Source organism: Veillonella sp. 3627 (assembly GCF_003992195.1).
Taxonomy (GTDB): domain Bacteria; phylum Bacillota; class Negativicutes; order Veillonellales; family Veillonellaceae; genus F0422.
The window spans coordinates 48,135-68,915 of record NZ_RQVG01000005.1; the positions used below are offsets into that span (position 1 = coordinate 48,135).

At 40.5% G+C, this 20,781-nt stretch carries 17 protein-coding genes; 2 read left to right on the forward strand and 15 right to left on the reverse strand.

Annotated elements, in window-relative coordinates:
* Nucleotides 1–10 precede the first annotated feature (10 nt).
* From EO114_RS03735 to EO114_RS03750, 4 genes are read right to left on the reverse strand one after another with little or no spacing between them, the layout of a single operon-like run.
* Entirely contained in the window at nt 11–532 is a 522-nt protein-coding gene (locus EO114_RS03735; protein WP_127061616.1) for a DUF4446 family protein, read from the reverse strand.
* Between the two features lie 11 nt (nt 533–543).
* On the reverse strand, nt 544–1,761 hold the full coding sequence (hydF, locus tag EO114_RS03740) for a [FeFe] hydrogenase H-cluster maturation GTPase HydF (RefSeq protein ID WP_009353581.1): 1,218 nt from the start codon (nt 1,759–1,761) through the stop codon (nt 544–546).
* An 11-nt stretch (nt 1,762–1,772) separates the two neighbouring features.
* Nucleotides 1,773–2,642, reverse strand: a complete 870-nt coding sequence (locus tag EO114_RS03745) for a ParB/RepB/Spo0J family partition protein (protein WP_164723758.1) — start codon at nt 2,640–2,642, stop codon at nt 1,773–1,775.
* On the reverse strand, nt 2,632–3,396 hold the full coding sequence (locus EO114_RS03750; protein ID WP_127061618.1) for a ParA family protein: 765 nt from the start codon (nt 3,394–3,396) through the stop codon (nt 2,632–2,634). The genes EO114_RS03745 and EO114_RS03750 overlap by 11 nt, the downstream gene beginning before the upstream one ends.
* 260 nt (nt 3,397–3,656) lie before the next feature.
* On the opposite strand from EO114_RS03750, the gene EO114_RS03755 reads away from it, so the two are divergent.
* Nucleotides 3,657–3,860 (forward strand): hypothetical protein, encoded by a 204-nt coding sequence (locus EO114_RS03755; protein ID WP_127061620.1) that lies wholly within the window; start codon nt 3,657–3,659, stop codon nt 3,858–3,860.
* Nucleotides 3,861–3,913: 53 nt separating this feature from the next.
* Complete coding sequence (locus EO114_RS03760; RefSeq protein ID WP_127061622.1) at nt 3,914–4,150, forward strand: hypothetical protein; 237 nt, start codon at nt 3,914–3,916, stop codon at nt 4,148–4,150.
* A gap of 225 nt (nt 4,151–4,375) precedes the next feature.
* Here the strand turns inward: EO114_RS03760 and EO114_RS03765 are convergent, their stop codons facing one another.
* The 11 genes from EO114_RS03765 to EO114_RS03815 form a co-directional block, all read right to left on the reverse strand.
* Complete coding sequence (locus EO114_RS03765) at nt 4,376–6,802, reverse strand: homocysteine S-methyltransferase family protein (protein ID WP_127061624.1); 2,427 nt, start codon at nt 6,800–6,802, stop codon at nt 4,376–4,378.
* Nucleotides 6,803–7,004: 202 nt separating this feature from the next.
* The gene (locus EO114_RS03770; RefSeq protein WP_062402199.1) at nt 7,005–7,700 is read right to left on the reverse strand and encodes a vitamin B12 dependent-methionine synthase activation domain-containing protein; all 696 of its coding nucleotides are present in this window, start codon (nt 7,698–7,700) and stop codon (nt 7,005–7,007) included.
* A gap of 142 nt (nt 7,701–7,842) precedes the next feature.
* Nucleotides 7,843–8,556, reverse strand: coding sequence for a 16S rRNA (guanine(527)-N(7))-methyltransferase RsmG (gene rsmG / locus EO114_RS03775; protein ID WP_127061626.1), 714 nt, complete (start codon nt 8,554–8,556; stop codon nt 7,843–7,845).
* 1 nt (nt 8,557) lies between these two features.
* Nucleotides 8,558–10,432 carry a tRNA uridine-5-carboxymethylaminomethyl(34) synthesis enzyme MnmG gene (mnmG, locus tag EO114_RS03780; protein WP_127061629.1) on the reverse strand — a complete coding sequence of 625 codons (1,875 nt, stop codon included), beginning with the start codon at nt 10,430–10,432 and terminating at the stop codon, nt 8,558–8,560.
* 8 nt (nt 10,433–10,440) lie between these two features.
* On the reverse strand, nt 10,441–11,826 hold the full coding sequence (gene mnmE / locus EO114_RS03785) for a tRNA uridine-5-carboxymethylaminomethyl(34) synthesis GTPase MnmE (RefSeq protein WP_127061631.1): 1,386 nt from the start codon (nt 11,824–11,826) through the stop codon (nt 10,441–10,443).
* Nucleotides 11,827–12,243: 417 nt separating this feature from the next.
* On the reverse strand, nt 12,244–12,852 hold the full coding sequence (locus EO114_RS03790) for a hypothetical protein (RefSeq protein WP_127011183.1): 609 nt from the start codon (nt 12,850–12,852) through the stop codon (nt 12,244–12,246).
* 632 nt (nt 12,853–13,484) lie between these two features.
* On the reverse strand, nt 13,485–14,156 hold the full coding sequence (gene narI / locus EO114_RS03795; RefSeq protein WP_009353966.1) for a respiratory nitrate reductase subunit gamma: 672 nt from the start codon (nt 14,154–14,156) through the stop codon (nt 13,485–13,487).
* Complete coding sequence (gene narJ, locus EO114_RS03800) at nt 14,153–14,677, reverse strand: nitrate reductase molybdenum cofactor assembly chaperone (RefSeq protein ID WP_009353985.1); 525 nt, start codon at nt 14,675–14,677, stop codon at nt 14,153–14,155. The genes narI and narJ overlap by 4 nt, the downstream gene beginning before the upstream one ends.
* On the reverse strand, nt 14,677–16,104 hold the full coding sequence (gene narH / locus EO114_RS03805) for a nitrate reductase subunit beta (RefSeq protein ID WP_009353956.1): 1,428 nt from the start codon (nt 16,102–16,104) through the stop codon (nt 14,677–14,679). The genes narJ and narH overlap by 1 nt, the downstream gene beginning before the upstream one ends.
* A complete protein-coding gene (locus tag EO114_RS03810) occupies nt 16,094–19,768 on the reverse strand; it encodes a nitrate reductase subunit alpha (protein WP_062402219.1) in 3,675 nt (1,224 codons plus the stop codon). Before EO114_RS03810 ends, narH begins: the two co-directional genes overlap by 11 nt.
* A gap of 72 nt (nt 19,769–19,840) precedes the next feature.
* Nucleotides 19,841–20,527, reverse strand: coding sequence for a Crp/Fnr family transcriptional regulator (locus EO114_RS03815; RefSeq protein WP_370447303.1), 687 nt, complete (start codon nt 20,525–20,527; stop codon nt 19,841–19,843).
* Nucleotides 20,528–20,781 lie beyond the last annotated feature (254 nt).

The following is a 20,781-nucleotide window of genomic DNA, read 5'->3' on the forward strand; positions in this document are numbered from 1 at the left end:
AACATCCTTTCTATGCTGACACAGAAGAACTTGCTAACACATCTCCATTGCTTCGTTGTCCCATAGCAGATTGCAAGCTAGCTAACTCTTCTTGTGAAAGACTGGCTAAACTTTTACCATTTACAATTGGTTTTGTAAAAATACGTGATTCATTTCGTCCATATATACTAGAGATGACAATACCATTGAAATTTCCATCTAATAACGTCAAGGAAAAGGACAATTCATTGCCAATATTTTCAAAAGCATTATATTTCACAAATCCAATATGCTGAAATGTTTGTGCTTGTGTAGATTGAATCACTTTTTGTTCTGATAAAATGGTTTCCCAAGTACTTGCCATATCTCGTAATTCTTTCACTTCAATAGCAAGACGTCGCTCAATACTTTGTCCATTTTCTCCATCCATAAAATATCGATACCGTTTGGTAAGGCGACTTACTCGTATATGTAAACTGAACGCATGTAATACTAACAATAAAACAATACTTCCTAGTATCCATGGTAACCAAGGTAATAGTTGTTCTAACACAATAATCCTTTCTATTCTAATTCATGTTCAAATGGCTGTATAGCACGTTGTAAGATGCCATGTAAGGAGGCTATCAAAACACCATAGTTAACAATTGGCACCCCTTGGACAGTGGCTACATCAATACGTCGTAACACCTCTCGACGTGTCAACATACACCCCCCACAATGAATGATAACATCATACTTAGATACATCATGAGGAAAATGTCCACCACTGGTCCACTCTAACTGTAAGTCTGTGTAGCCTTTTGCTGTTAGCCATCTTGGAATTTTTACTGTTCCAATATCTTCACATTGTTGGCGGTGTGTACAGCCTTCACTGATCAATACATGTGAACCCGCTCGCAATTGCTCTATAGCATGTACACCTGCCACTAAATCTTTTAATTTTCCTTTAAATCGTGCCATCAAAATAGAAAAGCTTGTTAAAGCTATATCCTTTGGCACAATTTGACTCACCGCCTCAAAGGCTTGGGAGTCAGTAATAACCAATTTAGGTGATTTCTGCAATTGCTGCAATGTAGTGGCCAGCTCCTCTACTTGGCACACCATAGCCATACCATGATGATCCAAAATTTCACGAATCATTTGCACTTGTGGCAAAATAATACGACCTTTAGGAGCTGATTCATCAATAGGGCATACTAAGACAAATACATCCTTTTCTTCAATGTAACCACCTAACAAAGATTGTACCTCTTCATCAACTGGTTTTAATTTACTTAATGCCTCTAATAATGCCATTCGGCTTGTACTATCACTCACGTCTGCTACTATGACCTGTGATGTATAAGGTTGTAATTCCCCATGGGATTTAATAAAATCAGATCCCTTGCATCCTTTTACTTCGTTAATCACTACTAAGGTAGGAATATGTCTACTTTCTAATTGTTGTAACCACTCTATATCTTCCGGAATCGGCTCAACATCAGTACGCATCATATACACTGCTAGATCCATCGTTGATAATACTTGTTTCGTTTTGTCTACCCGTAACAAACCTAGTTCCGATGTATCATCAATACCCGCTGTATCTACAATCATCACTGGGCCCAAGGGCAACAATTCCATCCCTTTAGACACTGGATCTGTCGTAGTCCCCGCAATGGGAGATACCAAAGAAATCTGTTGCTCTGTCAGCGTGTTAATCAGAGTAGATTTACCTGCATTGCAACGCCCAAAAAAGCCTATGTGCAAGCGATTCCCTTTAGTTGTTTCTAATACCATAGACTTCCTTTCTATTCACCTTCAATATAGCTAATTAAACGCATTAGTTCTTCTTCACTTTTAAAAGAAACTTCAATAGTACCTTGTACTTTTTTAGTGTTCTTTAAGCGAATATCTACAGGAGCACCTAAACTATGTTTGAGCCTTTGCATTAACTTTCGTAACTCCGCCGTTGCTTTTGGTTGTGTAGATGTTAAACGTTTCTTCCCAGATTGTAGTTCTTTCACAAGTTGTTCTATTTGACGAGCATTTAAGCCTTTTTCCTTAATGCGTTCCAGCGCTTGTAGTTGCAAATGTTCTTCAGCTAATGCCAATAAAGGTCTAGCCTGCCCCACTGTTAGCGTCCCTATTTCCAATTCTTCTTGTAAAAACTCCGGTAATTGTAATAGTCGCACAATATTGGCTACATAGGAACGACTGCGACCTACAATAGTAGCAATTTCTTCTTGTGTTTTTTTGAAAGTATCCATTAAATATTGATACCCAAAAGCTTCTTCGATAGGGTTTAGGTTCTGTCTCTGTAAATTTTCTACTAAAGCAATTTCACTCACTTCTTCTGTGGTGTAGTCTCGCACCACCACAGGAATTTTAGTAAGTCCCGCCTTCTGACAGGCACGCCACCGTCTTTCACCAGCTACAATTTCATAATAATCATCTACCTTGCGAACCGCAATAGGCGCAATCAATCCATGAGCCTGAATAGAAGCTACTAAAGTCTCCATATCTTCTTCTGAAAAGCGTTTACGAGGCTGATTAGGATTAGGCTTTATTTTAGTAATATCAATTTCATAGCCACTTTTATGTCCATCTTTAAAAGAACCAGACAATCCAAAAGACCCTAGGCCTTTACCAAGTCCACCTTTTGTTTTTTTAAGCACCACGTTCTATTACCTCCCGCGCTAAAGCACAATATACTTCAGCTCCTTTGGATCGTTTATCATAGATAACAACTGGTAAACCATGGCTAGGAGCCTCTCCCAATTTCACATTTCGTGGTATTGTTGTTGTATATACAGACTCTCCAAAGTAATTTGTTACTTCTTCTGCCACTTGTACGGCTAGTTTGGTGCGTCCATTGTACATAGTAAGAACCACACCTTCTAGTTCTAAATCTTCATTTAATTCGTCTTGTACAAGTTCGATTGTTTTAATTAATTGGCTAACCCCTTCCAGAGCATAAAACTCTGTTTGTATAGGAATTAACACGCTATTAGAAGCGGTTAAGGCATTAATGGTTAGCATACCTAAAGATGGTGGGCAGTCTATAAGGATATAATCATAGTCCTCTACGATAGGTGCTATACACTGTTTCAAAGTATAGCCTTTATCTTCCATAGCTACCAAATCCACCTCAGCCCCAGCTAGATCTATCGTTGTTGGCGCAATTTGCAAGGTATCTATTACTGTAGATTCTATGATATCTGTGATAGATACATCATCTACAAGCATTTCATATACGCCTTGTTCAATGTTTTCTTTATCTATTCCTAATCCACTTGTAGCATTTCCTTGAGGATCTAAATCTAATAAGAGTACTCGTTTTCCCTCTACGGCTAAAGATGCGCTTAAATTTACAGCAGTTGTCGTTTTACCAACGCCACCTTTTTGGTTAGCTACGGCAATAATTCTAGCCATTATTTCACCTCTTTCTTATAATCTTATCACATTATAACATATATTTTCGTATTTTATATGAAAGCTATGGGTATTTCTTCATCTTTTTATATATTTTTTTATGTTTCACGTGAAATATTATGACCTCTATCTAATTAATTGTTTCACGTGAAACAATCCCTCTATGAACTCACTATATAGACACTTTTAATCATTGACAAATAGTTTTATATACAGTACGATTTTCATATGATTTATAGTAACTATGAAAGGATAGGCTCATGATGAAACAACTACGTCCTTGGATACTTGTTATCGCCTTTTTATTCTCTCTCTTTTCCACTTCACAATTAGAAGCGATGCATGTAAAAGGAAATGAACTACCAGCAACAGACTTAGTAGTAGCAGGTATCCCTGCAGGATCTACTACCGATGCTATTTATAAAAGTTTGGGGGGGCTACTGCTCTTAAACCAAATAGAGTAATTTACGGAGGCATCACCTTCCATGTAAGTAACAAACACTTTCCGGAAACAACAATGACAACTATAGACAACCGAGATGCTGTCACTGCTAGAGGTATCGCTGTCGGAGATAGTATAGCAGACATTTACACAAAATATGGTCAACCTAGTATGGTATATAATAAAGAAGGCGTTCACGTTCTTTTTTATGGCGTATATATGCCAACTTACGATTATAGAAAAGGAATCGAGTTTATTACAAACGGAAATTCTATCATAAGAATTAAAATACTCAGCGGTATTTCTCAGTAATGTTTCACGTGAAACATCCTACAGGTTAATCACAATACACGTGCGGTGGAGTCCGTATTCAACGCATATCTACATACAAATAAAAAGGAACATGGCATTTCTTCTGCCATGTTCCTTTTTATATATTTTTATAAAGAATTTTAAGCCATCTAATCCTTCTAGATACCTCATCTCATGGAGTAACTCTTCTGAGAATTCTGCCTACTAAGTGTTATAGTATGCTAACTATTCATCACCTAATAAGCCTTTCACTATATTCACTGCGGAGATACCATCTTTGGCATAGGAGTCAGCCCCGGCTTCATCTGCGTAGGCTTGTGACAATACAGCTCCACCTACCAGTACCTTCGCATCCACTCCTGATTCACGGATGGCTGCAATGGTTTCATTAATCATCGGCATCGTTGTAGTCATCAAAGAGGCAATCCCAATAATCGGGGCATTATGCTCTTTTGCTGCTGCTACAATTTCTTCTGGAGATACATCTTTTCCTAAGTCCACGATTTGGTATCCATTGTTTTCTAACAAGGCAGATACGATATTCTTACCTAAATCATGGATATCACCTTTTACCGTAGCTAAGATAATAGTAGCCTTCTTCTCTGCAGTACCTTCTGGCAACACTTCTTTAATCGTTGTAAAAGCCGCTTGCATCGTTTCTGCCGCTAGCATAACCTGTGGCAAGAAGGCTTTACCAGATCCGAACTTTTCACCTACTACCGCCATGGCATCGGATAAACCTCTACGAGTCACTTCCAATGGGTCTAAGCCTTGTGCTAAGGCTTCTTTTACCAATGGCACAACCGCCTCTTTTTCCCCTTGTTCTACGGCATGTTTAATGCATTCAATAGGATCATCACTATGGAAAGCTTCTGCTGTAGCTTTTACCTTTTTCGTCACCACTGCATTTTCATCGTCATCACCATATTCAGCAATAAAATCCGCTGCAGCTGGGTCAAAGCCCATAAATGTGCGGCCTGTAATAAAAGCTTTTCGTACGATTTCATTCATTGGGTTCATGATAGGACAAGTCAAACCACTGCTCAATGCCATCGTTAAGAATTGTGCATTCAAGTACGCCCGTTGTGGCAAGCCAAAGGATATATTAGATAAACCCATCACTGTTGGGAATCCAAAAGTTTCTGCATAGAGTTTTAATGTTTTTAATGTTTCTCTTGCTGCATGTTGGCTACTTGCTAAGGTCAATACTAATGGGTCAAGCAATAAATCATTTGGTCGCAATCCATAGTTGTACGCTTCTAAGACAATTTCTTTTGCTAAAGACACACGCTCTTCTGCCGTTTCTGGTAATTCTTTTTTACCTAATGGCAAGCATAATAACGCTGCACCATAACGTTTTGCTAATGGTAATACCGCTTCCAATTGTTCTGGCTCTGCGTTCACAGAGTTCAATAATGGACGACCTGGGTAAGCTTTTAAACCAGCTTCCATCGCTACTGGATCCAATGTGTCGATGGATAAAGGAACCTCTACAAGCATCGTTAATTCTTCGATAGCTCGTTTCATCGTTTCCCCTGGATCAACGCCTGTGACACCCATGTTAACATCCAACACGTCTGCCCCAGCTTCTACTTGGGCTAACGCATCTTTTTTCACCATTAAGAAGCTACCCTTGCGAATTTCTTCTGCCAACACTTTACGGCCTGTTGGATTAATGCGTTCCCCGATGATGATTGGTTTTTCTTGCAAGCCTACTTTCACTACGCTAGTACGACTTGTGAAAGCCGTAAACGGTTCTACATGTGGTCGTTCTGCCGGTGTATGTGCTCGTGCCGCTTTTGCAATAGCTTCAATGTGTTTTGGCGTACTACCACAACAAGCACCTAAATACGTTGCCCCTGCATCGAGGAAACGAGGTGCATATTCGCCCATCTCTTCTGGTCCTAATGGGAAGATAGTTTCTTTCCCTACGAGTTGTGGCATACCTGCATTCGGCTGAATACTAATTGGCAAGTTCGTTACTGCTGCCATGCGTTCTACCAGAGGCAATAATTGTTCAGGTCCTAAGGAACAGTTAATACCTACGATATCTGCTTCCATAGCATCCATCAAGATAGCTGCTGCTTCTGGTGGTGTGCCTGTAATAGTACGTCCATCTTCGCTGAAAGAGAACTGACAGATAATTTTTACATCCTCTTTTGTTTTTCCTAACTCGTCACGAGCATCTTTAGCCCCCAACAAGGCAGCACGCATTTCTTGGATATCAATGATCGTTTCAATAATCAGGTAATCTACCCCTGCATCGATAAGGGCTCTTGCTTGGTCTTTGAAAGTCTCATAAATCTCATCAAATTGAGCCACCCCTAATGGCGCCATAAAACGACCACTAGGACCCATATCACCTGCGATTTTTGCATTCGGATTAATCTTATCACGAGCCGCTTGTGCTACTTTCACAGCAGCACGATTGATTTCATCCATACGATGACCCAATTGGTATTCATCCAGTTTTAACGCTGTCCCACCAAAGGTATTAGTCGTAATAATATCACTACCATGACGTAAATATTCTGCATGGATATGCTCCACTACGTCCGGATGTTCTACATTAAATAATTCTGGACAAGCCCCGTCACCAAGACCTGCCGCTTGCAGCATGGTACCCATGCCGCCATCTATAATATATACCATATGTCCCTCACTTATGTATCAGGCACATTGCTCGCCCAAGGCAATATACTTCGTATAACGATGACTATACTCTTCCCCTGTATCAGTACATCACGCTACTTATCTATACATCAATTTATTATTTAAAAAAAGTATAACTATCATAAGGATATCCCACATAGGATACCTTTTCAGTACTATCTATCACAAACGATACGTTTGTTTAAATGCACGACGTTCTCCCCTTCTCTGGCAACTTACGAGATGCGCACTCTACTTGGCTACAAGATGTGCAACCTCGTTGTGTTTTTGGTCCTTCTTCATCTACTGTTTGACAGCCCACAATAGCCGTTACTGATTTACGTGGAAATAGCATGCTTGTGTCTGTCACCGTCAATCCAATTTCTTCTGTCTTAATAATCTTAGCAAATTCTTGTTGTACTGTGACAGGCCAATTGCCATAGCCTGGGCTAAAGCGCCATGTCGTTTTAAAACCTTGTTTTTTTGCCTCTCTGTCGATGAGTTCATTTACCTGATCTGCCACTTGTTCTACAGCGGTTGTAGCCGCTGCATCCACGAGAAGACCTAGTGTAGATTTGCCTTCTTTAAATAAAGCAGAACTGCGTTCTTCTACGGCTTCTCCTACTGTGACAGCGAGAACATATACTTTTTTAGCATTCCCTAAATGACGAATGATGCCTGTAGCATCCAGCACCATAGGCGGGTTACTAAGAATTGTATGTGTGTCTGCATCGTAATCATAGCATTGGTACACACCACGAGGTTCTGCCACTAATTGTACTTCTAGGGCAGCTTCTTTCACATACTGCTCTGGAAATCCCTCCGCATGTTTTAATCCGGAGTATCGTTTTATTTCATCTTCATTGAGTTTTGGTAATCGTCCGTTATAGATTGCCATTGTCTCACCTCAATCTTGTATTGCAAATATAAAACATGTGCGAACACAACGTGACCGCACATGTAAAGAGTACTCATTAAGTATATCATAGATATAACTTATAAGCATTTTTCTATATTTTATTATGAGTTATAGTGCATAGCTATAAAGGTTTTATTTTAATCTCTTTTGGTTTTCGAGGGTATTTCTTAGCCGTAGGTTTTACCTTTTTGATATACACAATAGCTCGTTTATCCTCTAAGGTCGGTAACGTCACTTCTTTGACCTCTACAATTTCACCGCCCAAGATGGATACAGCACGTTTACTTTCCTCTAATTCTTCTTGCACGATAGAGCCTTTTAATGCCACCATATAACCCCCTACTTTCACATAGGGAAGTCCCCATTCCAATAAGATGGATAAGCGAGCCACCGCACGGCTAGTGAGAAGATCGAAAGATTCCCGGTACTCTTGATGTGCCAAATCTTCTGCACGGCCATGTAAAGTTTGTAATCCTTGTAAGTCTAAGTCCTCAATAACACCATCTAAAAAGCGGAGTCGCTTTTGTAAAGAGTCAAATAAAGTAATTTGCAAGGACGGATCATAGATGCCTAGGGGAACACCTGGAAAACCTGCACCAGTCCCTAAATCGATGACCGTTGCACCTTTTGTAAAATACTTAGGGTCATAACAAGATAGAGAGTCAACCACATGTTTTAAAGCAAATTCTTCTGGGTCAGTAATTCCCGTCAAATTCATATGCTCATTGGTGGTCACTACTTGTTCATAAAACCGTTGCAGTTGGTCAATTTGTGTATCTGTGAGGTCCAAACCATAAGTGTTGGTGTGGGCTTTCACATAGTCTGAAAATATCATATTAACCTCTTTCACGGTAGTACTGCTCAATTTGCACTAAGAGCACAGAAATGTCCGCAGGGGACACCCCAGAAATACGGCTCGCTTGACCAATGGAATGGGGGCGTACAGCGTTCAATTTTTGAATGGCTTCTAAAGATATACCTTTCATCGCTGTATAATCCCAATCTTGAGGAATAATTTTCGCCTCTAACTTGCGAACCTTTTCTACTTGTTCGAGCTGCTTTTTAATATAGCCATCATAGGTGATAGTAATATCAATTTCTTCTTCCACAGGCGCTTCGTAGCGAGGCAATCCGAATGCCTCTGCCACTACTCCATAGGATAGTTCGTTACGTTTCACCAAATCGTAAGCCTTGATGCCCGTTTTGATACGAGGCGTACCAATACGATCTAATATTTGTTGAGTTTCTTCGCTAGGATTTACAGGTGTATCCGCTAGTAATTGAATCGCCTCTTCGATCTTACCTTGTTTCTCTTTGAAAGCTTTATATCGTTCTTCCTTAACAAGTCCAATTTCATAGCCTTTTTCTGTTAAGCGCATATCTGCATTGTCTTGACGAAGTAACAAGCGATATTCACTGCGGCTCGTCATCATGCGGTACGGTTCTTTCGTTCCTTTCGTTACCAAATCATCGATGAGTACACCGATGTAGCCTTCGGAGCGAGATAAGATAAATGGCTCTTTTCCTTCTAACCATAAGGCTGCATTGATACCTGCCATCAAGCCTTGTGCGGCCGCTTCTTCATAGCCAGATGTACCATTGGCTTGACCTGCAGAATACAAACCTTGGATATGCTTCACTTGTAAAGCAGGTGTCAATTGCAATGGATCTAAGCAATCATACTCGATAGCATAAGCTGGACGCATGATTTCTACATCTTCCAAACCAGGGATAGTTCGTAGGAACGCATATTGCACATCGATTGGTAAGCTTGTGCTCATACCTTGGACGTACATTTCGTTGGTGTGATTGCCTTCTGGTTCCACAAATAATTGATGGCGTTGTTTATCTTCAAAACGAACCACTTTATCTTCGATGGATGGGCAATATCTTGGGCCCGTCCCTTCAATGACGCCCGTGTACATAGGGGCACGATGTAAATTGCCACGAATGATATCATGTGTATTTTGATTCGTGAAAGTCAACCAACATACTTGTTCATTGCGGTCGATCCAATCAGACATAAAGGAGAAGGCTCTATGGTGAGAGTCACCAGGTTGCATTTCCATATTCTCTGTGTGCAAGGTTCGTTTATCGACACGAGCTGGTGTACCTGTTTTGAATCGCATTAACTTAATGCCATGGTTCAATAACGATTGAGACAACAATTCCGCTGTCCGTTGTCCATTAGGACCACCTGTATACGCCAATTCTCCAGTAATAATCTTACCTTTTAAGTACGTACCTGTACATAAGATGATGGCCTTTGCTTGGTATACTTCGCCTAATTCAGACACAATACCTTGTACCATACCGTCTTCAATGAGCAATTCATTGACCATGATTTGCTTCACATTAAGGTTCTCTGTATTTTCTAAAACTTCTTTCATACGGCGTTGGTAAGCTACTTTATCAGATTGAGCCCGCAAGGAATGAACCGCAGGACCTTTCCCTGTGTTGAGCATGCGCATTTGGATGGCTGTCGCATCCGCATTGATGCCCATTTCACCGCCCAAGGCATCTAATTCACATACTAGATGACTTTTACCAGGTCCCCCAATGGCTGGGTTACATGGCATAAGAGCAATATTATCTAAATTCAATGTGGCCATCAACGTGCGGTGCCCCATGCGAGCTGTGGCTAAAGCAGCCTCACAACCAGCATGACCACCGCCAATGACGATCACATCATACGTATCTACTAAATACATGTATTCTCCTATTTTCCTAAACAGAATCGTTTAAATAATTCATCCACCATGGATTCACGTAAACTTTCACCAGTAATATCGCCCAGTAATTCCCAAGCGGCGCGAATGTCCGTGACGATTAAATCGATAGGCATACCGCTATCGATGGCAAGAATGGATTGATCCAAGCTAACTTTCGCCTGTTCCATCAAGGTGATGTGGCGCACATTGCTGAGCATCGCCTCATGACTGGCCTGCACAGAACCGCCTTGCACCAAGGATGTAATGACCCTCGCCATCTCATCCATACCTTCCCCTTGGGCTGCGCTGATGGTGACAATCTCTGTGAAAGTCCCCAGTGCCGCAATCTCTTCCTTCGTAATGCACTGCGTTTGGTCTGCTTTATTCAAGAAGATAATACTTGGACGATTCGTAATGAGCTGTAGCAACTCTTGTTCTTCTGGCTCCAATGGTTTAGACCCATCAATGACAAGGACCACTACATCTGCTTTATCTAAGTATTGACGTGCTTTTTCAACGCCCATACTTTCTACAATATCTTCGGTCTCACGAATCCCTGCGGTATCAATTAAGCGCACGGGAATCCCTTGGATGGTCAGAAATTCTTCAATACTATCACGGGTCGTGCCTGGAATATTCGTCACAATGGCACGGTCTTCACGAAGTAAAGCGTTCATCAAACTAGATTTCCCTGCATTAGGACGACCAATAATGGACACCATCACACCATCACGCAATAATTTACCACGCTGTGCCGTCGCCAATAAGGTATCCATCTTCTCAAGAATTGGCGCTAATTCCGTCCGTACCTCTTGAGCTGATACGTCTTCAATATCTTCCTCTGGGTAATCGATAGTTACCTCTAAATGAGCAATCATAGCAATTAACTCATCTCGTAAGGCACGAATATACTTGGACAAGGTGCCATCTAATTGATTGACTGCCACTTCCAAAGATTGCTCCGTCTTCGCATCAATAATGTCGATAATAGCTTCCGCTTGGGTTAAATCAATGCGACCATTCAAGAACGCTCGCTTCGTAAACTCCCCTTCTTCTGCCTGACGTACACCCTCTGAAAGCAGAACTTTCAGTATTTCACGGACTGACACAAAACCGCCATGACATTGAATCTCTACCACATCCTCTGCCGTATAGGAATGAGGGCCTTTCATCAACACTACAATAACCTCATCCAAGGTTTTACCCGTCTTAGGGTGAACAATATGTCCATAATGGATCGTTCGTGTCTGGCGCTCACCCAGTGGGATAGATTGTTTACTGTGAAAGATACGATTCACAACATCACAAGCCTCAGGACCACTGACGCGGATAATACCAATACCGCCAATCCCCGGAGCCGTCGCAATCGCTGCAATCGTGTCATCTAAAAACATAGTATCTCCTGTCTACATCAATGCCGTCATTTTAAGGTATATCTAGTACATATCCTTTATAGGGATACCATATATACATAGTATCAGTAACATATCATTATGATACTAGTAAAAATATTCCTGACATCGAGTAATACCATTTCATATAAAAAGAAAAGGCCTTGTGGCCTTATATAAATTATATCACGCAACCAAAGTAACATCAATGATAGATAGGAGAAAACTCCTTGAGGAACGCCATTACGAGTAGTAGCCTTGTGGCGTTCCTTAACTACTCGAATCACACAAACATAAAAAGAGCACGGTGTGCCCCGAACAAACATTATGAAATACCGTTTGTGAGGGGTATACCGTGCTCTTTCCTTTGCCCTATTCAGTTACAAATGCCACAGGCTACATAGCGGAATAAGTGACGACTTAGTTTCTTTTCTTAAACATCCAATAGATGTAATAGATCACTAATCCATATGTAAGGATATCAAAGACTGGCATAAATGGAACCATAGCTGCTAGTCGTTTAAATCCATGTACATGGATATCCACAGCAACTAACGCCACTAAATTCAATCTATGAATCCATACAGCTGCTTTACGAGGCATCGCAGTAGCCAAACTTTTAAACCATGGTGTTAAGAAGAAAATACCTACCGCAAATGCAATAAACATTGCAATTAAGGATGTATAGCCTCCCCACCAGCCTAACGGACTTTTTAAGGCTTTACCAAAATATACATACCAATGAACACCTACCAAGGCAGTAGCCACAACACCTACAATGCGATGCACTTTATACATTTCACCTACATTATAACGTGCAGTGAACCATTTTGGTTTTGTTGCAAGATAGGTCAACACTATCCAAGCTGCATATGGAAATAATCCTAAATAAATCTGCCATTTGAATGGAGGTCTATTTTGCAAGAAATAACCATATTCAACCATACCAATCAAAGCTAATGCTAACAGAGTAATCCACACTAAAATATGACACTTACTCTTAAACTGTTTTTGTCCTGAACTTTCCATCGTCACATGACACTCCTTATCCAATAATACCAAAATTAAAAAATTTAATATTGTTAATAGTATAACAATATTAATTCTCACTGTAAAGTAATTCATAGTATAGATTTATCATTCTATATAGAACTTTTATGTATTCATATTAGATAAAATATATCATGTACATATTACTATCCCTAAGAAACGCCATTACAAGTAGTAGCCTTGTGGCGTTCCCTAACTACCCGAATCACACAAACACAAGAAGCCCGTAACATACCCCTGAACAAACATAACCACTGTATAGTTTGAGAAGGGGTGTGTTACGGGCTTCCTTTTGCCCTATTTAGTTACGATAGCCACAGGCTACATAGCGAAACAAGAGACAACTCTAAGGAGCGCCCCTTTATCGTAGAAATCCTTGTGGCGTTCCCTTACTATCTAAATGACATAAACACAGAATCCCCTGAGGAACGCAGTTAGGCGTAGTAGCCTTGTGGCGGGTCTTACTGACAAAATTGCACAAACACAAGAAGAGCACGGTGTGCCCCGAACAAACATTATGAAATACCGTTTGAGAGGGGGTATGCCGTGCTCTTCCCTTTATCATATTCAGTTACGAACGCCACAGGCTACATAGCGGAACAAGTGACGACCTAGCGACGGTCTCTTTTTCTATACACGATAAATGGTCGTGCTAAGTAATTAAATGGTACGCTTAAGCAATGTACTAAACGGCTGAATGGGAATACGATAGCCACAATCATCCAGGATAGCATATGGAACTTAAAGATACCAGGAACATTTTCCATTAAGGATGGGTCTGGCATCGCCATCAATACGCTACGGAACCAAGGTCCAATAGATACACGATAGTCAAAGAATCCAGACGCATTCAATAAGGTACCAGCCATACCACTTACAATAGCCAGTGTAAAGAACAAGTACAACCATACATCCATTTTAGATGTGTTAGCACGTAATTCAGGTGTTGTGAACCGGCGTTTCATGAGCATTAAGAATCCTACGATAAATAGGAAACCAGCCACAGCCCCCATATACAACGCGCCTTGATGGTACATATGGTCATCAATACCGATCATAGCAGTCCAAGTTTTAGGAATTAATACCCCTACCACGTGGCCACCGATAACGCAAAGCAAACCAAAGTGGAACAATGGGTTCGCAATACGCAATTGTTTCTTTTCTAAAAATTGACTTGATTTTGTGGTCCAGTTTCTTTCAAAGTAAAAGAAACGAACAAGAGTCCCTACGACAAAGAAGGTGAAAGCGATATAAGGCAGGGCGCCCCATAGAAATAAACTCATAGTACACCGTCCTCCAATCCATTAGCAACAGATAAAATAACATCAAATAAGAATGCATACGGTAATTTCGCTTCAATGAAACGCTCCCGAATATATTCTAATTTTGGTTTACAGTATTCATAAATTTCTTTTGCTTTTTCTTCTTCGATAAGCGCACATAATTCAAGAATAGCTGGGACAAAGTCTGGCATTTCTTTTGGTAAGTCATAGCCATTTTCAAGGAAAAATGCTTTGTATTTAACAAGTTCTTCTGCTTGTTCCCCTGTACCTTGTAATTCATAAGTAGATAAATACATATTTGTATTCTGACTAAAGTCAAAGGTACGCACATATTGATCTTCAAACTCTTTACGAGGTGTTTCTTCCACATAGTCGAAAAATTCTACCAAGGCTTGACGGAGTTGAGGGTGCGCAACAGATGTTGCGTCCCCCTTCCATTCTTGTAATTCATCATACCAAGTGGCATCGGGATAGCGAAGCAGAAATGACGCGATAAGCGCTATTTTCTGAGCATCATTCATTATTGACATCCCCCTGTAGGACAGGCAAAACCACGTTTATGTTGCATATCTGCACGACCTTCACGAGACGCTTTAATATCTGTAGGAATCACGAAACGATCATTGTATTTAGATAATGCTAATAATTTGTACATTTCGTACATTTGATCTTCTGTTAAATCGATTGGATGCTCAGGAGCCTCTCCACCTACATCGCGACGACGCATATATTCACGCATATCTAATACACGTTGTAATACGCGAGCTAGTGCATCTGCATTACCTGCTGTAAATAGATTCGCAAGATATTGTACAGGCACGCGCATTTCGTTTGCATCTGGTAAGTATACTTCAGATGTAATGCGTTGTACGATTGGACTCAATGGCGGCACATACCAAACCATTGGTAATGTACGATATTCTGGATGTAGTGGCAAGCCCACTTTCCATTCCTTGATCAATTTGTAAACTGGAGATTTTTGTGCTGCTTTAATCCAAGCTTCACCAATACCTTCTGCACGAGCCGCTTTTACTACTTCTGGATCATGAGGATCTAAGATTAAATCCACTGTATTTTCGTAAATATCTGTATCGTTTTTGGAAGCCGCTGCTGCTTCTACTTTATCCATATCATAGAAAACAACGCCTACATAACGCATTCTACCTACGCAAGTTTCCGCACAAATTTGTGGTAAACCATTTTCCAAACGTGGGTAACAAAATACACATTTTTCAGCTTTATTTGTTTCCCAGTTGTAGAAGATTTTTTTGTATGGACAAGATGGTACGCAATGGCGCCAGCCACGACATACGTCTTGAGAAACAAGAACTACACCGTCTTCATCACGTTTGTAAATCGCACCAGATGGGCACGCTGCCACACATGCTGGATTCAAACAGTGATTACATAGACGAGGTAAGTAGCGCATGAATACTTTTTCATAGTCAAACACAATATCTTCGCCCATTTTAGCTAAGTTAACATCAGAGCGAGCGTGTTCACCACCAGCCAAATCGTCATCCCAGTTAGGACCCCATTTGATTTCCATTTTTTCTTTTGTTACCAACGAACGTGGACGTGCTACTGGTTGGTTATTTTTACGACCAGAATGGATCAATGTTTCATAGTCATATGTCCATGGTTCAAAGTAGTCTTTCAACTCAGGTTGTTCTGGATGATAGAACAATTTCATCAGACGATTTGTTTTAGAACCTGTAGCCAATGCTAATTTTCCATCGTTACCAACAGTCCAGCCGCCTTTCCATTTTTCTTGGTCTTCCCAATGACGAGGGTAGCCAACACCTGGGCGGGTTTCCACATTATTAAAGTACATATATTCCGCACCTTCGCGGTTTGTCCATGTATTTTTACAAGTGATAGAACATGTGTGACAGCCTAGACACTTGTCTAAATTTAGGACCATAGATACTTGAGCCTTAATCTTCAAGCCAATCTACCTCCTTCATTTTACGAGCCACAATAGTCATATCCCGTTGGTTGCCAGTTGGGCCATAATAATTGAATCCATAACTTAATTGACCATAACCACCAATCATATGTGTCGGTTTCAAATGAATGTGAGTTGGTGCATTGTGTGTACCACCGCGTTGTTTTTTAATTTGTGCAGCAGGTACGTTGATGTGACGGTCTTGGGCATGGTGCATGTAGGAAATACCACGAGGAATACGTGGGGATACTACAGCACGGGCTGCAACGATACCGTTTTTATTGAAAGCTTCTACCCAATCATTGTCTTGGACATTGATTTCTTTCGCATCATCTTCGTTCAACCAAATTGTTTGTCCACCGCGGAACAATGTTAACAATTGTTGGCTATCGAAGTACATACTATGTGTAGACCATTTATGATGTGGTGTTAAGTATTTCAATGTGATTTGAGGAACACCCTCTTGTGCATAATCACCTTTCACTGGTGCGTAGGACAAGACTGGTTTGTAAAGCGCCATAGCCTCACCATAGTCACGCATCATTTCATGGTCACAATAGAAGGATTGACGACCCGTAACCGTACGGAATGGAACTTTATCCTCAGTAGATGTGGTAAATGGAGAATAACGACGGTCTTTATTATTTTTACCTGTACTTGTCACAGATGGAATGATAAAGCGTGGTTGACGTACCATATCGTCGAAGGTAATGCGTTCTTCTTCACGACCTTTTGCATTCTTTTGAAGATCTGTTAAGCCTGTTTTTTCTTCCATAGCCTGCCAAGAACGAACTGCTAATTTACCATTCGTACAAGAGGACAAGGTTAACACAACATTACAAGCTTCACGTGCTTCGTAGATGCTAGGACGACCATGAGATACGAAACCTGGTTGGTCGATCGTTCCATTTTGTTCATATAAGGATTGATATTCATCTGTTACATCCCATGCTAAACCATGAGCGCCTACTTTATTTTCAATATTAGGACCTAAGCCGATGAATTTTTCAAAGATTTTACTGTAATCACGTTTTACGTGTACAAGATTTGGCATAGTTTTACCTGGAATTGGTTCACATTCGCCTTTGCTCCAGTCTAATACTTTACCCAATGGTTGAGCCACTTCGCCTGGGCTGTCATGACCCAATGGTTGTGCTACGATATCTTCGTATTCAGTGAAACCAGACTCTTTCGCTACGCGAGATACAGTTTCTGCCAAAGTACGGAATGTATCCCAGTCAGATTTAGTGTCCCATGCGCAATCAACAGCCGCTTGGAATACGTGCACGTATGGATGCATATCTGTGGAAGATAAGTCTTGTTTTTCGTACCATGTTGCTGCAGGGAATACGATATCGGAATATAACGCCGTAGAAGCCATACGGAAATCGATGTCGATCAACAAGTCTAATTTACCTGTTTCAGGAGCTTCACGCCAGTTGATTTCTTCTGGACGTACTGGTGCATCTTCATCTTCTAATACGCCATTTTTTGTACCTAATAAATATTTTAAGAAGTACTCATGACCTTTAGAGGAGGAACCAATCAAGTTCGAACGCCATACGAACAAGTTGCGTGGATGATTTTCTTTCGCAGAAGGATCTTCTACGCAGAATTTCAACTCTTTATTTTTCAATGCTTGTACGATGTATTGGTTAATTTCAGCTTCAGTACCTGCACCTGTCGCACGAGCATCATTGATTAAATCTTGATAGTTACGGTTGAAAGTAGGGTAGGACGGCAACCAACCTAAACGAGCAGCCAATACATTATAGTCACCAGGGTGTCTGTAACGAGGTGTGGCTAATTTAGATACACGGTCTGCCAGGTCAATGCAGTCAGAACGATATTGTTCTGTAGCAAAGTAGAACCAAGATGTACCATTTTGTAAACGAGGTGCTTTACTCCAGTCGTTCGCTGTCATAATGCCAGCCCAACCTTCTACAGGACGTAATTTTTCTTGTCCTACATAGTGAGCCCAGCCACCGCCGTTAACGCCTTCTGTACCACAGAACATGATCAAGTTAAGGATCGTACGGTAAATTATGTCAGCATGATACCAGTGGTTGATACCAGCACCCATGATGATCATGGAGCGACCTTTTGTTTGTTCTGCGTTGTCTGCAAATTCACGAGCTGTACGAATCACTACGTCTGCTTTCACGCCAGTAATTTTTTCTTGCCATGTTGGTGTATATGGAGTGTCTTCTTCATAGCTAGTCGCCACTTCACCGCCTAAACCACGATCGATACCATAGTTAGCAAGAATCAAGTCGTAAACTGTTGTTACTTGTACAGGACCTTCTTTAGTTTGTACTGTCATAACAGGGATAGCACGTTCAATAATACCTTCATGAGCTTCGTCACCGAAATATGGTAATTTAACTAATGCTACGGAATCACGTTGGTCGATAACAGATAAACGAGGAGAGATTTTTTCTCCTGTTGCGCGGTTTTCAAGACGTAAATTCCATTTTTTAGGATTTGTATGACGATCACCTAATGTACCATTTGGTGCCACTACTGTATTCGTAATTTCATCGATAACTACTGTATGGAAATCAGCGCCATCTTCTGTGCTACCTAAATCTTGATTGTTCAAGAAACGGCCCGCTTGTAAAGCACCATTGATTTCTTCTACACGTACTAAGAATGGTAAGTCAGTGAATTCTTTCGCATATTCTTTGAAATATGGAGTTTCTTTATCTACATAGTATTCTTTCAGAATGACATGACCCATTGCCATTGCCATCGCTGCATCTGTACCTGCTTTTACATTCAACCAAGTGTCGGAGAATGTAGTAGATTCTGCATAGTCAGGAGATACAGAGACTACTTTTGTACCTTTATAACGTACTTCTGCCAAGAAGTGAGCATCCGGTGTACGAGTCAATGGTACATTGGAACCCCATGTAATGATGTAACCTGCATTGTACCAGTCACCAGATTCTGGTGTATCAGTTTGTTCACCCCAAACTTGTGGGCTTGATGGCGGCAAATCAGCATACCAGTCATAGAAGGAAAGTGGAGTACCACCCATAAGGTTCAAGAAACGCGCACCACCTGCATAGGACAACATGGACATAGCTGGAATTACAGAGAATCCTGCGTTGCGGTCTGGACCATATGTTTTTGCTGTATATAATAAGGAAGCTGCTACGATTTCTGTAGATTCATCCCAAGTAGAACGTACAAAGCCACCCATACCACGAGCAGATTTATAACGTTTTGCTTTTTCAGGATCTTCTACAATAGATTTCCATGCTTCGATAGGATTTTTAGCAGTTTTCTTCGCTTCTCTCCAAAGCTCGATCAATTCACCACGTACATATGGATATTTTACGCGTAGTGGGCTGTATAAATACCAAGAGAAAGTAGATCCTCGAGGGCATCCACGTGGTTCGTAATCTGGCATATCATCTGGTGTTTTAGGATAATCAGTTGCTTGATTTTCCCACGCTACAACACCATTTTTTACGTAAATATTCCAGCTACAAGAACCAGTACAGTTTACGCCATGTGTGGTGCGGACTACTTTATCGTAGGACCAACGGTCACGATAAAAATTTTCCCATTCACGACCACCTTCTTCTGTGATTTGATGGCCTGTTGGAGATACGTCCTTCTTGCGAAGAAACTTAAATTTTTGAGATAAAAGACTCATCTCATGTCCTCCTTAAAAATACAAAAAAACCCTTGCCTTCGTAGTGCTCACAGCAAGGGGGGATAACCTTAATCATTCGATATTGCTAATATTAGGATCGATAGTTTCTATATCTAAATCTAGCAAATCGATTAATGCATCAAAGTCACAGATTACCAGATGGTGTTTATCATAGGCTACATAGCCTAACTTTCGTAACTCACTTAGCATGCGGTTTAAACCTTCCCGTGATGTGGCAGTAAATTCAGCTAACTCTTGGTTGCTTAATGCAATGTCGATATAAATACCGTCATCCCGCTTAACACCATAACTATTAGCTAAACGCAATAATGTAGAATAAAATGCACCTTTCTTACCGTATAATAATAAGTCTCTATACTTAGCTTGTTGTCGACGCATATGAAGCGTATAAATCTTCATCATCGCAATGGCTAAGGAATGATCCTTAGCAATGGCAGGTTCTAATACATCGTAACGTATACAATAGACTGAGCAATCTTCTCTTGCAATGGCATTAAATACATACGATCTCGTATTCGTCTCATACAAAGGAATTTCCCCAAGCACATTATTCTTACCTACTAATCGTAATGCAAAAATATGTCCTGTGGATTCAAATTTCTTAATACTGAGGCGCCCTCTCTGAACGATATAAAAATGTTCTGCCTTATCGCCTTCGTGAAATAAAAATTCTCCTTTTTTCAGATGAATTACTTCACCTGGCAATGCTAGCAATTGATTGATTAACTCCTGTTCCATACTGTCACCATACATCTTTCAGTAACATCCCATACTTATGAAGTTGATATAAACTTAGCTATATCAATTTCTCAATTACATTTTAAATTTTGCGTATGTTACTATTATAACTTATTAATAATTATATAAGTTGTGCTTTTTATCACATTCACATTATATTATATCTTATATAATAAGTGTGTGATTTTAGGCACATATTATAATGAAAGTATGGCATAAGTCAATATTTTTTTATACTAATTTGTGTCTTCGAT